This is a genomic window from Methylobacterium sp. WL9 (assembly GCF_008040035.1).
Taxonomy (GTDB): Bacteria; Pseudomonadota; Alphaproteobacteria; order Rhizobiales; family Beijerinckiaceae; genus Methylobacterium; species Methylobacterium thuringiense.
The window spans coordinates 41,032-56,134 of the sequence record NZ_VRVE01000016.1 but is presented as its reverse complement, the minus strand read 5'-3'; the positions used below and the strand labels follow the sequence as shown (position 1 = coordinate 56,134).

The following is a 15,103-nucleotide window of genomic DNA, read 5'->3' as shown; positions in this document are numbered from 1 at the left end:
CCGCCGCGCGCGGCGGAGGGCGACGCCGCGTACGGATCGTCCGTCTCCTGCTCGATCGGCGCCTGCGACGGCGCGGGCTGGCGGACCGGCGGGCGCGGGTTGGCGAACTGGCGCGGCTGGCCGTCGGCGCCGATCTGCGGCTCGAACTTAAGTAGCGGCTTGCAGATTCGGCGCAGGCCGCGCGGGTCGTGCCGGGCGAGGTCGACGTGGATGTGGTCGTAGTGGAAGATGTTGGAGCCGGGCGCGAGCACCGTGGTGAAGCGGGCGCAGGCCCCCGTGAAGATCTCCCGCAGGAAGCCCTGTTCGGCCTCGGTGCCGCGCCAGCCGCCCTTGATGGTGATGACATGGCCGTCGGCCAGCGTCAGCGACATGATGTCGAGAGCGTTGCCGTAGGAATGCTCGGAGAGCTTGGCGCCGGCCTGGTTGTTCTGGCCGCGGCAGGCATAGGTGCCGGCGTTGATCTCGGCCACCGCCACGCCGAAATACAGGTTGGCGGCGGGCTGGATGGTGTCGGCGAGCCAGGCTTCGGCTTCGGCCAGAGCCGGACAGCCCAGCGTCATGCGCTGCTTCAGCGCCACCGTGCCGCCCCCCATCCGCGTGACCTTGAAGGGCTGCTGCATGCCGCAGGGGCCCGGCCCGTCGATCTCCTTGGCGAGCGAGACATAGCTGGTGGGACGCACGAGGCCGCGCGCGATACACATGTTCTCGGCCTGGTCGCGCCACGGGGCGCGGGCCTCGAACCGGTTGACGGCGCAACCGGCCAGGCCGGCGAGAAACATCGCCGGGATCGAGAATGCGAGAACGCTACGCCACATGACCGCGACAATGCGAACGGTCGCGTAAACGAGCTGCTAACGACGCGGCGTTCCGCCGCCGACGGCAGTGGACAAGTGTTGACAGTGGCCCCTCGGCAGCCAGATCGACCCGCATGCTCTCCCTGATCGAACTCCGCACCCGCATCGAGGCCGGCCGCCTCACGCCCCGGCAGGCCGTGGCCGAGGCGCAGGCGGCGATCGCCGAGCGCGATCCCGGCCTCGGCGCGATCGTCTGCAGCGATCCCGACCCGGTCGTGCCGGGGGAGGGGCCGCTCGCCGGCATCGCGGTGGGCATCAAGGACATCATCGACACCGCCCACCTGCCGACTCAGATGGGCTCGTCCATCTACGCAGGCTGGCGGCCGCGGGCCGATGCCGCGATCGTCTCGCGGCTGAAGGCGCTCGGCGCGGTGCCGCTCGCCAAGACCGCGACCACGGCCTTTGCCGGGCTCGACCCGGCCCGGACGGTGAACCCGCACGATCCGGCCCACACGCCGGGCGGCTCGTCCTCGGGCACGGCGGCTGCGGTCGCGGCCGGAATGCTGCCGCTGGCGCTCGGCACCCAGACCGGCGGCTCGGTGATCCGCCCGGCCGCCTTCTGCGGCGTCGCCGCGATCAAGCCCTCGTTTCGGCTGCTGCCGATGGTGGGGGTAAAAACCTTCTCCTGGGCGCTCGACACGCTCGGCCTGTTCGGCGCCTCGATCCCCGACATCGCCCGCGCCCTCGCCCTGATCGCCGACCGGCCGGAGATCGATGCTTCGGGAGAGGGATCGCGCAGCCCGCGCATCGGCCTCTGCCTGCAGGGCTTCGCCGGCGAGGCCGATGCGGATGCCGCCGAGGCGCTCTCGCGTGCCGCCCGCGCGGCGGAAGCCGCGGGCGCCGTCGTCACCGACCTCACCCTGCCCGAGCCGTTCGCGCGGGCCTGGGAGGTCCACCCGCTGATCCAGGATTTCGAGGCCCGTCAGGCGCTCGCCTGGGAATACGCGACGCATCGCGACACGCTACCGCCGGTGCTCGGCGCACAGCTCGACCGGGCGCAGGCGCTGACCGCCGCGCAATACGACGACGCCCGCCGTAGCGCGCACCGCGCCCGCCGGCAGCTCAAGGACGTGTTTTCGGAGTTCGACGCGATCCTGACCTACTCCACCACCGGCCGCGCCCCCCGCGGCCTCGGCTCCACTGGCGATCCGCGCTTCAATCGGCTCTGGACCTTGATGGGCGTACCCTGCGTGAACCTGCCGGTGCCGGGCGACGGCCTGCCGCTCGGCGTGCAGGTGATCGCGCGCTTCGGCGGCGACGGGCAGGCGCTGGCGGTGGCGGGGCTGATCGCGACGGCGCTCGCAAGGAGCTGATTGCGGCTCGGCTATCCAACGCATGAGTGTCCCGGGCCTGCCCCGATCGGTGAACTATGCTGCCGTCGCCATCGCCCGCGCCGCGCTGCGGCGAACCAGCCTGAGCAGGATCAGCCATGCGGCGGCGATGGTGCAGGCCTCGATCACGTAGAGGGCCGCGAGGGTCCCGTTCGGCGGGAACCACCACGACCACCAGACGATGAGCAGCGCGCCGCCGAGATTGGTCGCGTTGACGATGGCCGCGCGCTCGCCCTGGTGACTGGAGGCGCCGAGCACGTCCATCGCGACTGAGGAGGCTGCGATCAGGATCGGGATCCAGGCCAGGATGCGGACGAACCGCGACAGCGAGGTGTAGTCCTGCCCGAAGATCAGCGGCAGGTAGCCCGACACCAGAAACAGCCCGAGCGAGGTCGCCGTGCCGAGCGCGAGCGCGATCGGCAGCAGCCGCAGTGCGCCCGGCATCGTGGCGTGGATGCCGTCGAGGCTCGTCTTCGCGAAGCGCGGAAACACCAGCCGGTTCAGGGCGTCGATGCTGAGGTAGCTGCTGTCGAGGATTCGGCGCGCCACGCCGTAGCTGCCGACCACCTCGATGGACGAGACGAGGCCAAGCATGAACAGGTCGGCGTTCTGGCGGATCGCCCGCGCCACGAACTGCGAGCAGAAATACAGGCCGAGCCGGATCTCGTTGCGCACGATGACGAAGCGCGGCCGGCCGAGGCCGCGCAGCCACCAGCCGTAGGCGGCCACCACGACGAGGTTGCCGGCGAACTGCCACACCGCCCATTGCGCGAGGCTCGCCGTCGAGAAGACGAGGCAGGCGGTGACAGCGGTGAGGGTCCGCGCCAGGGCATAGCCGACCACGGCCCGGTTCGCCGAGGCGAAGCGCGAGTGGCCGAGGAAGATCAGCTCCGCCAGCAGGATCATGCGCACCAGCACGACGTTCGTGACGAGCAGCAGCGCCGTCGCGCCGAGATTGGTCGCGGGATCGGGACTGACCTTGAGCCAGAACGGCAGCGTCGCCAGCCCGAGCCCGACGAGGAGCGACCCGGTCACGGCGATCAGGATGGCGTTGTGGCCGAGCATGGCCGGATACATCGCCCGATTCTGCGAGACCCGGCGCAGCAGGCAGTCCGAGGCGCCGAGGCCGCAGATATGGACCGCGACGTTGGTCAGGGCGGTGAACTCGATGAGGCGGCCGAACTCGGCCGGGCCGAGGGCGCGCGCCAGGATCGCGAAGGTGAGAAGCTGGGCCGCACTCGCGGCGACGAGGCTGCCGCTGGAGGCGATGTAGGACAGCCCCAACGGCAGGTGCCGTCGAAGGGCCGCCAGCCGTTCCGTGAGCCGACGGTTCAATGCGTTTTAATCCCGAGAAAACACTGCTTACGCAGATTTACACGTTGCGGTAGCGTGAACCTTGCGGTTTGACGGACGGCTAGCCTGCTCCGGCGTATCGTCGGAGGCCGACCGATGCGAGGCGTCATGGGCGCTCAAGTCACCCTCATCCCCGATCCGGGTCAATCCGCGCAACCCACGGATGGCCCAGGGACGATCGACGTGGACGTCGCCGTCCTCGGCGCCGGCATCGCCGGAATCGCCGCCGCCTCTGCGCTCGCCCGCCAGGGCCGGCGCGTCGCCCTGATCGCACAGCACGATCGCCATCCCCCCGAGTTCCGCGCCGAGAAGCTCGGCGAGCCGCAGATGCGGCTCCTCGACCGCATGGGCCTCGGCGACGTGGCGCGCAAGGCGACGACGCCGTTCGACGGGGTCTGGCTGCATCGCTTCGGGCGGATCGTCGACCGTAACGCCAAGCGCGAATACGGCTGCGACTACGCCCGGCTCATCGATGCTCTGCGCGGCGCGCTGCCGGACTCGGTCGAGCGCGTCGTGGGTCGCACCGACACCATCGCGACCGGGCCGGACATCCAGTCCGTGACCCTGCTCGACGGCCGCGTCGTGCGGGCACGGCTGCTGGTCGTCGCGACGGGGCTCGGCGAGGGCGTGCGCCGGCAACTCGGCCTGCGCCGGGAGATGATCAGCCCGTCGCACACCCTGGCCGCCGGCTTCACCTTGACGCGGCCGCCGGCCGCGTTCCCGTTCCCCTCGCTGGTCTGGACGGGAGAACATTTCGGCGACCGGGTGTCCTACCTCACCCTGTTCCCCGTCGGCGACACGGTGCGGGCGAACCTCTACGTCTACCGGGCGCAATCCGATGCCTGGACGCAGGATTTCCGGCTCTCGCCCGAAGCGATGCTGCGCAGGATGATGCCGCGGCTCGAAGAGACGTTCGGCGAGATCCGGGTCGACGGGAAGGTCGTGACCCGGCCGATCGACCTGTACCGGGTGCAGGATCATGCCGGGCGGGACGGCTTCGTGGTGGTGGGCGACGCATTCGCCACGACCTGCCCGATCACCGGCACCGGCATCGACAAGGCGCTCACCGACGTCGACCGGCTCTGCCACGTCCACGTCCCGGCCTGGCTCGAGACGCCTGGGATGGCGGCGGACAAGCTCGCGGGCTTCTACGCAGATCCGGTGAAGCAGGTGCGCGACCGCTCGGCCCTGCGCATCAGCCTCGACGCCCGCTCGATCAAGATCGAGACGTCGCTGCTGTGGAAGCTGAAGCGGGCGAAGAGCGAGACCGTCGTGCGGATGCTCTACCGCCTGCCGGCCAACCGCTTCATGGAGCGGCGCTGAGCTTCAGCTCCAGGCGTGGAACGGTGGGTTCACGCCGTTGAGGGCGTGGTTGCCGACGATCGCGTATTTCCAGCGCACCGGGTCGTGCAGGGTGTGGGTGCGGGCGTTGCGCCAATGCCGGTCGAGGTTGTCCTCGGCCAGCGTCGAGCGGGTGCCGGCGAGTTCGAACAGCTTGTTCGTCGCGGCGATCGCGACTTCCGTCGTCAGCACCTTCGATTCCGCCACCGCGAGCTGTGCCGCCGCAACGCTCTCGCCGCTCGGCTCGGCGATGGCCGCGTCGATGGCGAGGCCGGCCCGGTCGAGCAGGGCCTCGGCCGCATGCTGGCGGATGGTGAGGTCGCCGATCGCCTGGATGGTGTAGGGGTCGTCCGAGGCGCGTTCCTGGCCGCTGTCGATCCAGGGACGCGACTTGGTGCGCACGAAGGCGATGGTGTCGTCGAGCGCGGCCCGGCCAATGCCGGCATCCACCGCCGCCTGGATGATCTGAAAGATCGCCCCGTCCGAGCGCGGCGCCTCGTAGCCCTTCCAGGCCGGCACGAGGTGGCTCTTTTCCACCCGCACGTTGTCGATGATCACGGTGCCGCTCGCCGTGCCGCGCTGCCCGAAGGCCGACCAATCGTCGATCACGGTCAGGCCCGGCGCGTTGCGGTCGGCGATGGCGTACCAGGCACGGCCCTGATCATCGACGGCGACGATCGGCACGAGATGCGCGAGCAGTGCCCCCGTCGCATAGAACTTTTGACCTGTGACGATCACGTGGTCGCCGTGGTCCGAAAACTTCGTCTCGAAATCGGCCGCGCGCTTGGTGCCCCTCTCCGAGAAGGCGTTGCCGAAGCGGGTGCCCTTCAGGACCTCCCCGAACAGCAGCGCCTGCTGCTCCTGATCGGACACGGTGCGGATCGCCGCGACGATGCCGAGATGGTTCTGGGCGATCTGCCCGATCGACGGATCGGCCGCCGAGATGATCGCGATCACCTGCGCCAGCGTCCGATAGGACACCTCCGGCCCGCCGAAACTTCTTGGGACGTTGATCGACCAGAGCCCGCTCTGGGAGAAGGCGTCGAGCTCCTTCAGCGGGCGGATATGGGCGCGGTCGCGCTCGGAGGCGCCCTCGCGGAATTCGGCGGCGAGCGCGTGGGCGACTCGGATCGCTTCGGCGTCGTCGCGGATGACGTGAGCGGGTTGGCTCGGGCGGGCCGGGCCGGCGACGCCCTGCGGGGTGCCGGTCTGCTGGAGCGTGCTGGCGCTGACGGCGATGTTCATGGGAGGCTCCGAAGCGTTAGGCGAAATGTTCAGGGGCTGAAGGCTTGAGCTGCATCCCCTCTCTCCCCGCATGCGGGGAGAGGGCCACGGACCCCTTGTCGGGTCCGTGGCAAGCGAAGGCGAAGCCGAAGCAAAGGTAAGGGGGCTTCGCCGAACGAGGCACATCCGGCACCGCCCCCTCACCTTCGGCTGCCGCCTTGCCGCGCCGACGACAAGGTCGTCGCGGCCCTCTCCCCGCGTGCGGGGAGAGCGGGATGCGCGGCTGCGTCGGCCGGCGTTCGAACGCTTGAGTGCTACGCCGCCTCGGCCCGCCGCTCGCGCTGGGCCTCGATCGCCCGCACCCGTGGGATCACGTGCTCGCCGAAATAGGCGACCTCCTCCTGGAAGTGCAGGAAGGCCAGCAGCGCAAGGTCGACCCCGACCTCCTTGAGGTTCACGATGCGCTCGGCGACCTGATCGGGCGTGCCGATCAGGTTGGTCTTGAAGCCGTCGTTGTACTGGACGAGGTCGGTAAGGGTGGACTTCGCCCAGTTGCCCTCGCCCTCGGGAGAGGCCTTGCCGGCGTTCTTCACCTCGTGGCCGAAGGCTTTCACGGCGTCCGGGTCGGCGTTGTCGATGATCTCCTGGAGGACCGCCTGGGCCTCCTCCTCGGTGTCGCGGACGATCACGAAGGCGTTCACGCCGATCTTCACGGAATGGTTGTTGGCCGCGGCCTTGGCCTGGAGGTCGTCGACCTGAGCCTTGATGCCCTCGGGCGTGTTGCCATTGGTGAAGTACCAATCCGACACGCGCGCGGCCATGTCGCGCGCGGCGCGGGACGAGCCGCCCTGGAAGATCTCGGGCTGCGGGTCGGCCGGCTTCGGCTTCAGGGTGTAGTTCGTGTAGCGGTAGAAATCACCGCGATAGGTGAAGTTGTCCTGCGTCCAGATTCCGCGCAGCGCCGTGATGAACTCTTCCGAGCGGCGATAGCGCTCGTCGTGGTCGAGCCAGGGCTCGCCAATGGCGCGGAACTCGCCGGAGAACCAGCCCGAGACCAGGTTGATGGCGATGCGGCCTTCGGTGAGCTGCGAGATCGTGGCGATTTGCTTGGCTGCGAGCGTCGGGTGCCATGGCCCGGGCAGCAGCGCGGCGATGACCTTGATGCGCGAGGTCGCGGCCAGCAGGGCGTGGCTGAAGGCCACAGACTCGTGCTGGTACTCGGCGCCGTAGCCGGCGGTGAAGCGGATCTGCGTCAGTGCGTAGTCGAAGCCGGCCTTCTCGGCGATTTGCGCGAGCTTGCGGTTGTAGTCGGCATCCCAGCTGGTGCGCTGGGGGATCTTGCTGATGACGAGGCCGCCCGAGACGTTCGGCACCCAATAGGCGAAACGGATCGGCTCCGGTGCGGCGGTGCTGGGCGAGGTCATGGCGGCCTTTCGGGGTATGGTCGTGTCGCGGTCGATAGCGACAGTATTGATGAGATTTTTCTGTGTAAAAATGCCATCGAACCATTGGCCGGACGGCAGAAAATCGAGACCGCCAAGATTGTCGTAGAGACGGGTCGCGATCAAACGAATTAAATCATCTTTTTTCTACGTAGACGATACGGTCATTCTCTGGCGACAAGCCTGCTGAAGCAGTTTGTTCTTTTGCGTTTTGCATTCCGGCCTTGCGGCCGGTTCGCGGCCGCGTCGAGACGCCGGCGTTCGATCGACGCGTCCGCAACTTCCCGGACGTATCCAAGATCTTGAGGAACAGGCTCGAATGTGAAGAATCATACAGTCGTCTATGTTCACCCAAGCATCGGATGTCCAAAAACGGGCATTCGTTAATTCGCGCGCCCTATACGGATCGCGTCGAGATGGAGAGGCGGCGCATGAGCAAGGTGGGGTGCCAGGGCTGCAAGGGTGGGACGCCGCTGCCGTTCGCCTTCACGATGGCCTTCCATCCGATCATCGACATTCGCCAAGGTGCGGTCTGGGGATACGAAGCTCTCGTCCGCGGCACCCAGGGCGAGGGCGCGGCTCAGATCCTCGGGATGGTCGATGCGACGAACCGCTACAAGTTCGACCAGGCCTGCCGCGTGAAGGCGATCGAGCTGGCCGGCGCATTGTTTCCCGATGCCGAGACCCGGCTCTCGATCAACTTCATGCCGAACGCCGTCTACGAGCCGGCAGCCTGCATCCGTGCGACGCTCGAAGCGGCGCAGCGCGTCGGCTTCCAGCATCGGCAGATCATGTTCGAGTTCACCGAGAACGAGAAAATGGTCGACGTGGACCATGTCCGGCGCATCATCGTCGAGTATCGCCGGCACGGCTTCTCGACGGCAATCGACGATTTCGGGGCCGGCTATGCCGGGCTCGGTCTGCTGGCGAGCTTCCAGCCGGACTTCGTCAAGCTCGATATGGACCTGCTGCGCGGCATCGACGCCTCGCCGGCCCGCCGGGTCATCGTCGCGGGCGTGACGCAGATGGCCCAGGCCCTCGGTATCTCGGTCATCGCGGAAGGCGTCGAGACGGAGGCCGAGTTCGAGACCCTGCGCGGCATCGGCATCGCCCTGTTCCAGGGCTATCTCTTCGCCAAGCCGGCCGTGGCGAGCCTGCCCACGGTACGGATGTTCGGATCGGAGCGGGAACCCGTGCTAGAGGCCTGCGTACCCCAGGCAGCCTGACCGGCCCGAGATTCCAGCGTCCCGATGATCCAGAACAGCATCGACATCGCCGTCGAGGATGCGCGTTGGGCGGAGGCCGTGCCCGACCTCGACGCCTTCGTCGAGCGGGCGGTCGCTGCCGCCCTCGCGGTCATGCCCGATTCGCAGGCAGGCCCGATGGAGATCAGCATCCTGCTCGCCGACGACGCTACCGTGCAAGCGCTGAACAAGACCTGGCGGGGCAAGGACAAGCCCACCAACGTGCTGTCGTTTCCGGCCGCAGAGCAGCCTCTGCCGCCCGGCGCGCCGGAGCCGCTCGGCGACGTGGTTCTTGCTTATGACACGTTGCTGCGCGAGAGTGCCGAGCAGTCGAAGCCGCTCAGTCATCACCTCGCGCATCTCCTCGTCCATGGCACTCTTCACCTGCTCGGCCAGGACCACGAGACCGGCGAATCGCAAGCCGACGCGATGGAAGCCCTCGAGGTCGCAGCGCTCGCGACCCTCGGCATTCCCGACCCTTACGCCGACCTCTGCGGCGACTGATCCGCTCCGATCCCGGCACTTCCGCCTCAGACATTCAAGAGAGACATGACGAACGACCGAAGTCGCGGCGCGGCCCTGGCCGCGCCCAATGCAGACGCCGATTCCCAGCCCCGCGAGGCCTGGTACGACCGCCTGCTCAACGTCTTCAATCTGCGCTCGCGGGACAGCCTGCGCACCGGCATCGAAGACGCCCTCGCCGAGCCCGATACGGGCGAGGACGCATTCTCCCCGCTGGAGCGGGCGATGCTCAAGAATGTGCTCGGCCTGCACAAGGTGCGTGTGGACGACGTGATGGTGCCCCGCGCCGATATCGTCGCCGTGCCCGTCGAGACCAGCCTCGGCGACCTGCTCAAGCTCTTCCGGACCGCCGGCCATTCGCGCCTGCCGGTCTACGGCGAGACGCTCGACGACCCGCGCGGCATGGTCCACATCCGCGATTTCGTGGAGTATTTCGCCTCGAAGGCCGAGGCAGCACCCCGGCGCGCTCCGGCAAACGGTGCAACTGCAACCGTCGCGAACGAGGACAAGCCCGCCCCGACACGCGTGCGCCGGCTGCCGGCTCGGGCGATCCGGGAACTCGACCTCGGCAAGGTCGACCTGTCGGTGACGCTCGCCTCCACCCGCATCCAGCGCCCGGTGCTGTTCGTGCCGCCCTCGATGCCCGCCATCGACCTGCTGGTGCGGATGCAGGCGACGCGCACGCACATGGCGCTCGTCATCGACGAGTACGGCGGCACCGACGGTCTGATCTCCATTGAGGACCTGATCGAGGTCGTGCTCGGCGACATCGAGGACGAGCACGACGTGGCCGAGGGCCAGCTCATCAACCGCGTCGAGGGCGAGACCGACACCTACGTCGCCGACGCCCGCGCCGGCCTCGCCGAGGTCTCGGAAGCCACCGGCGTCGACCTCGTCGCCTCGGCCGGCGAGATGGCAGAGGAGATCGACACGATCGGCGGCCTCATCGTGACGCTGGCCGGCCGCGTGCCCTCCCGCGGCGAGATCATCGTCGGCCCGAGCGAACTCGAATTCGAAGTCCTCGACGCGGATCCGCGCCGGGTGAAGCGGCTGCGGCTGCAGCGTGGTCCCTCTCGAATCGGGCAGGTGGTGCCCCTGGCGCTGCCCGCCCCGCCGACGGCCTTGCCGCCGCCGGCTCAGGCGGCCGGGTCGGGCGGGGGCTGAGGCTGTCTCGCGAAAACTGATCGGAAGCCAAAGCCCGGGAATCGTGTAAAGCCCGCACGATTCCGAAAAGAGCCCGGCTGCCCGATGATTCCCACCGCATGATCTTCGCGCGCAAGAGCGACACGCGTTCCGTGCCGGCGGCCGGCTGGCTCGATGGGACCGCGCATCGGATCATCCTGAGCCATGGCTGGCCCCGCCTCGGGTTGGCCGTGCTGGCCGGGGCTGTCGGCGCGCTGGCGATGCCGCCCTATGGCGTCTTTCCGGCTTTGGTCGTGTCGCTCACCGTGGCGGTCTGGCTGGTGGACGGCGCCAGCGCCGGCCCGCGCGGCTGGCGGACGCTGCGGGATTGCGCGGCGATCGGCTGGGCCTGGGGTTTCGGGTATTTCGTCGCCGGTTTGTGGTGGCTTGGGGCGGCGTTCCTGGTGGAGGCGGACCAGTTCGCCTGGGCGATGCCGCTCGGCGTGGTCGGGCTGCCGGCCGTGCTCGCGATCTTCTACGCCCTCGGCTTCGCGGCGGCGCGGCTGGTCTGGTCGCGCGGGCCGGGGCGGCTGTTCGCGCTCGCCTTCGGCCTTGCGGCGAGCGAGTGGCTGCGCGGGCACTGGTTCACGGGGTTTCCGTGGAACGGCCTCGGCATGGCGCTCGGCGGCAACCTCTGGCTGATGCAGGGGGCCTCGGTGATCGGGCTCTACGGCCTGAGCCTGATCGTGGTGCCGATCGCGGCCGCCCCCGCGACGCTCGCAACCGGGGCCGGCACCCGCGCCCGGATCGGGCCGCTCCTCGCGGCCGCGCTGGCGCTCGCGGCGCTCGCCCTGTTCGGCGCCTGGCGCGTCCCGGGAAAACCCGACGCCACCATCGCGGGCGTGCGCCTGCGGCTGATCCAGCCGAACATCGCGCAGGACGCCAAGTTCCAGCCGGACGACCGCTATGCCGTCGTCGACAAGTACCTCGCGCTCAGCGACCGGGCGGCCTCGCCCGATCGTAGCGGGATCGCCGACGTCACCCACATCGTCTGGCCGGAATCCGCCTTTCCCTTCCTGGTCCAGCGCGATCCCGAGACGCTGGGACGCATCGGCGCGGTGCTGCCGGAAGGCAAGCTCCTGCTGACGGGGGCGGCGCGGGCGCAGGAGCCGTTCACGCGCCAGCATGCGGTGTTCTTCAACTCCATCCTGACGATCGCGCACGGCGGGACGCTGGGCGACAGCTACGACAAGGTCCACCTCGTGCCGTTCGGCGAATATCTGCCGGCTCCGCTCGATGCGATCCTGAAGGCGGTCGGCCTCCGGCAGTTCGTCTCGGTGCCGGGAGGCTTCACGGCGGGGAGCAGACAAGGCCAGCGCATCCTCACCGTGCCGGGTCTGCCGCCGGTGGCGGCGACGCTCTGCTACGAGTCGATCTTTCCCGGCGCCATCGTGCCGGCCGAAGCGCCGGTCGTGCCCGGCCTGATCCTGAACCTCACCAACGACGCCTGGTTCGGCGACACGCCGGGGCCACACCAGCACTTCGCCCAGGCGCGGCTGCGCGCCGTCGAGGAGGGCCTGCCGCTGGTGCGCGACGCCAACAGCGGCATCTCGGCCGTTGTCGATGCGCATGGCCGCATCGTCGCCGCCCTGCCGCTCGGCACAGAGGGCGTGCTCGATGCTGATCTCCCCGCCCGCATCCCCGGCCGCACGCTCTACGCCCGCCTCGGTGACGCGCCCTTCGCGGTCCTGCTGCTCGGCGGCCTGCTGCTGGCTGCGGCCGGCCGGCGGCGCGAGGCGAACGGCATCGCATGAACGGGTCTATGACCGACACGAAGCCGGACACCAAGCCGCACAGCCCGGTCCTGATCGGCCTCGCGGTGATGCTGGTGGCGTTCAACCTGCGGCCCGCCATCACCAGCGTCGGTCCGCTGCTGACGGGGATCGTCGCGGAGACGGGCCTGAGCGCCACGGGCGCGGCGGCGCTGACGACGCTGCCGGTGCTCTGCCTCGGCCTCGGCGGCGCGCTCGGACCGGCGGCGATCCGGCGGCTCGGCGTCGATGCCGGCATCCTTGCCGGTATCGCGGCGGTCCTCGTTGGATTGCTGCTGCGCGGGTTCGGCGGCCTGCCGGCCCTGTTTGCCGGCGCGGCCGTCGCGGGCCTCGGCATCGGGCTGGCCGGCGTCCTGCTGCCGGCTCTGGTGAAGCGCGACTTCTCCCGGCAGGCCGGGCGGGCGACGGGGCTCTACACCATGGCGCTCTGCGTCGGCGCGGGCGCCGGCACCGGGCTGACGGTGCCGTTCGAGCACGCCCTCGGCCAGGGCTGGGCCGCCGCCCTGGCGCTGTGGTCGCTCCCGGCGCTCGTCGCGGTCTTCGCCTGGGCGCCGTTCGCCAAGGCCCGGCCGGCGGCCGCCGCGAGCGTCGCCCGCCGGCCCGCGCCGAGCCTGTGGCGCGAGCCGCTGGCCTGGCAGGTCGCCGGCTTCATGGGGCTGCAATCCTCGCTCGCCTACATCCAGTTCGGCTGGCTGCCGGCGGTGCTGCAGGGGCGGGGGCTCGACGCCCTCGATGCCGGATACCTCGCCGCCGTTGCGGCGATCGCGCAGGCTCCGGGTGCGCTGCTGCTGCCGACCGCCGCCGCCCGCGCCCGCGACCAGCGCGGCTGGATCGTCGGCGGCCTCGCCGCCATGGTGGCGGCCTTCCTGACCCTCGCCTTCGGACCTGAAATCCTGACGGTGCCGGCGGCGATCGTGCTCGGCTTCGCCAGCGGCGGCTGTTTCGGGCTCGGCCTCACCGTGATCGTGCTGCGGGCGCGGGATGCGGCGGGGGCCGGCGCGCTCTCGGCCATGGCGCAGGGGTTCGGCTATGCCCTCGCCTCCCTCGGCCCGTTCGGCTTCGGGCTCGCACACCAGGCCACCGGCGGCTGGGGCCTGCCGGCCCTGCTGTTCTCCGCCATCGCCGTGGCCGGTGCGATCTGCGGCCTCGGCGCCGGCCGTGCCCAACAGGTCGGTCAGGCCGCGCGCGGCCCGTAGAGGATCAGCGCCATCCCGGCGAGGCAGAGCGCCGCGCCGGACAGGTCCCAGCGGTCCGGGTCGACTCCCTCGACGAGCTTCAGCCAGACCAGCGAGGCCACGACGTAGATCCCGCCATAGGCCGCGTAGGCCCGCCCCGCCGCGGGCGCGTCGGCGAGGGTCAGCAGAGCTGCGAAGGCGACGAGCGAGGCGAGGCCGGGCAGCAGCCAGAGCGGCGAAGCCCCGAGTCGTGCCCAGGCCCAGAAGGCGAAGCAGCCGGCGATCTCGGCGAGCGCGGCGCCGATGAAGGCGGCGAGATTGGTCATGCGGCCTTATCGCCATGAAACCGGACCCGGCTGCGCCGGGCACCGAGACCCCAGGTTGAAATATATCGATATGCCGCAGACCCGATCAGGGCGCGGGCGCGTTCGATCACCAAGGGATACTCTCCCGCAAAATGGTGAACACGATGAATCGTATCTTGACCGTATCGGCAGCCCTGGCCGGCGCCCTCCTTCTGGTTCCCGTCGCAGCGGATGCCCGCGGCTTCGGCGGCGGTGGATTTCGTGGCGGCGGAGGCGGCTTCGGTGGCGGTGGCATGCGCGGCGGCTTCGGCGGAGGCGGGTTCCGGGGCGGCGGCTTCGGTGGCGGTGGCTTCAGGGCCGGCGGCGTCGGCACCAACGCCTTGAGTGGCGGCGTCTCGCGAGTCGGCGGCTTCGGCGGTCAGCGGGCCGGCTTCGGCGGGGCCGGATTCGGTAACGGGGTCCGCGGCGCCGGATTCGGCGGCGGGTTCAACCGCGGCGGTGTCGTCGGAGCCGGCAACGGCTATCGCGGCGGCTTCGCGGGCAACCGCGGCGGCTATTACGGCGGTCGCGGCTACGGCCGACGCGGTCTCGGCTACGGCGGCTTGGGCCTCGGTCTCGGGCTCGGCCTCGCGGCCGGCGGATTGGGCTACGGATACGGCGGTTATGGCTACGGTGGCGGCTACGGCTACGACGACGGTTATTACGGCAACGGCTACGCCCCGGCCGCCTACGGTTACGACCAGGAGGGTTATGCCCCGGTCGAGACCGAGGCCGTCCAGCCCACCCGTTCCGTGTCCTACTGCGTCGCCCGCTTCCGTTCCTACGACCGGCGCTCGGGCACGTATCTCGGCAACGACGGCGCACGGCACGCCTGCCCGTAGTTGACGCGGCACGGCCCCCGCCCGAGGGCGGGGGCCGGATCGATGGTGAGCCGTTAAGAATACGAAAGATTTTTTGCTTCGTTTCGTGACAAAAATTGCGTTATGCGGTGAACATAAGACAAGTCGTCTTAGATCTTTGGCCTAGTGCCGGCATATTTTAGAAGATTCCATCCAGTTAATTCTCGAAAATTCGAACACCAAATCCGTCGTTGCGAGCGCAGCGAAGCAATCCAGGGCCAACTCACTGACGTCGACCAGTTTGTCCTGTATTGCTTCGCTACGCTTGCAATGGCGGTGGTGGATACATCCGATCATCCGGAAATAGATATTCTGGGTTTTTCCATGCACTCGTCTTTGGACCTACAGGGTGATCGCGGAACTCGAAACGAAGGCCCATACCGAATGAGTCGATCCGAAACACCGACATTCCAGCGCTTGCGCCTCCACCGACGGAACGGTCCTGCCAAACCCATCGTT

13 protein-coding genes are annotated in these 15,103 nt (G+C 69.4%); 8 read left to right on the top strand and 5 right to left on the bottom strand.

Annotation, left to right across the window (positions count from 1 at the left end; translation table 11 throughout):
* The coding region (locus tag FV217_RS08275) for an extensin family protein (protein ID WP_147816717.1) at positions 1-815 on the bottom strand (815 nt) is incomplete at its 3' end.
* 113 nt (positions 816-928) lie between these two features.
* On the opposite strand from FV217_RS08275, the gene FV217_RS08270 reads away from it, so the two are divergent.
* Complete coding sequence (locus FV217_RS08270; RefSeq protein ID WP_147816716.1) at positions 929-2,167, top strand: amidase; 1,239 nt, start codon at positions 929-931, stop codon at positions 2,165-2,167.
* 54 nt (positions 2,168-2,221) lie between these two features.
* Here the strand turns inward: FV217_RS08270 and FV217_RS08265 are convergent, their stop codons facing one another.
* Complete coding sequence (locus FV217_RS08265; RefSeq protein WP_238232784.1) at positions 2,222-3,520, bottom strand: lipopolysaccharide biosynthesis protein; 1,299 nt, start codon at positions 3,518-3,520, stop codon at positions 2,222-2,224.
* Between the two features lie 201 nt (positions 3,521-3,721).
* Between FV217_RS08265 and FV217_RS08260 the strand changes: the two genes are divergently transcribed.
* Positions 3,722-4,861, top strand: a complete 1,140-nt coding sequence (locus FV217_RS08260; protein ID WP_187272481.1) for an FAD-dependent monooxygenase — start codon at positions 3,722-3,724, stop codon at positions 4,859-4,861.
* A 3-nt stretch (positions 4,862-4,864) separates the two neighbouring features.
* Here FV217_RS08260 and FV217_RS08255 read toward each other — a convergent pair whose 3' ends face one another.
* Positions 4,865-6,124 (bottom strand): SfnB family sulfur acquisition oxidoreductase, encoded by a 1,260-nt coding sequence (locus FV217_RS08255; protein ID WP_147816714.1) that lies wholly within the window; start codon positions 6,122-6,124, stop codon positions 4,865-4,867.
* A gap of 293 nt (positions 6,125-6,417) precedes the next feature.
* On the bottom strand, positions 6,418-7,527 hold the full coding sequence (sfnG, locus tag FV217_RS08250; RefSeq protein ID WP_147816713.1) for a dimethylsulfone monooxygenase SfnG: 1,110 nt from the start codon (positions 7,525-7,527) through the stop codon (positions 6,418-6,420).
* A gap of 449 nt (positions 7,528-7,976) precedes the next feature.
* On the opposite strand from sfnG, the gene FV217_RS08245 reads away from it, so the two are divergent.
* The 5 genes from FV217_RS08245 (at position 7,977) to FV217_RS08225 (ending at position 13,461) form a co-directional block, all read left to right on the top strand.
* The gene (locus FV217_RS08245; RefSeq protein ID WP_147816712.1) at positions 7,977-8,771 is read left to right on the top strand and encodes an EAL domain-containing protein; all 795 of its coding nucleotides are present in this window, start codon (positions 7,977-7,979) and stop codon (positions 8,769-8,771) included.
* Positions 8,772-8,795: 24 nt separating this feature from the next.
* On the top strand, positions 8,796-9,293 hold the full coding sequence (ybeY, locus tag FV217_RS08240) for an rRNA maturation RNase YbeY (RefSeq protein WP_147816711.1): 498 nt from the start codon (positions 8,796-8,798) through the stop codon (positions 9,291-9,293).
* 45 nt (positions 9,294-9,338) lie between these two features.
* On the top strand, positions 9,339-10,475 hold the full coding sequence (locus FV217_RS08235) for a hemolysin family protein (RefSeq protein ID WP_147816710.1): 1,137 nt from the start codon (positions 9,339-9,341) through the stop codon (positions 10,473-10,475).
* A gap of 98 nt (positions 10,476-10,573) precedes the next feature.
* On the top strand, positions 10,574-12,247 hold the full coding sequence (gene lnt / locus FV217_RS08230; RefSeq protein ID WP_147816709.1) for an apolipoprotein N-acyltransferase: 1,674 nt from the start codon (positions 10,574-10,576) through the stop codon (positions 12,245-12,247).
* An 8-nt stretch (positions 12,248-12,255) separates the two neighbouring features.
* Positions 12,256-13,461 carry an MFS transporter gene (locus FV217_RS08225; RefSeq protein WP_147816708.1) on the top strand — a complete coding sequence of 402 codons (1,206 nt, stop codon included), beginning with the start codon at positions 12,256-12,258 and terminating at the stop codon, positions 13,459-13,461.
* Here the strand turns inward: FV217_RS08225 and FV217_RS08220 are convergent.
* Positions 13,440-13,766 (bottom strand): YnfA family protein, encoded by a 327-nt coding sequence (locus FV217_RS08220; protein ID WP_147816707.1) that lies wholly within the window; start codon positions 13,764-13,766, stop codon positions 13,440-13,442. The two genes, FV217_RS08225 and FV217_RS08220, sit on opposite strands and share 22 nt — an antisense overlap.
* A 143-nt stretch (positions 13,767-13,909) precedes the next feature.
* Between FV217_RS08220 and FV217_RS08215 the strand changes: the two genes are divergently transcribed.
* Positions 13,910-14,626, top strand: a complete 717-nt coding sequence (locus FV217_RS08215) for a BA14K family protein (RefSeq protein WP_147816706.1) — start codon at positions 13,910-13,912, stop codon at positions 14,624-14,626.
* Positions 14,627-15,103 lie beyond the last annotated feature (477 nt).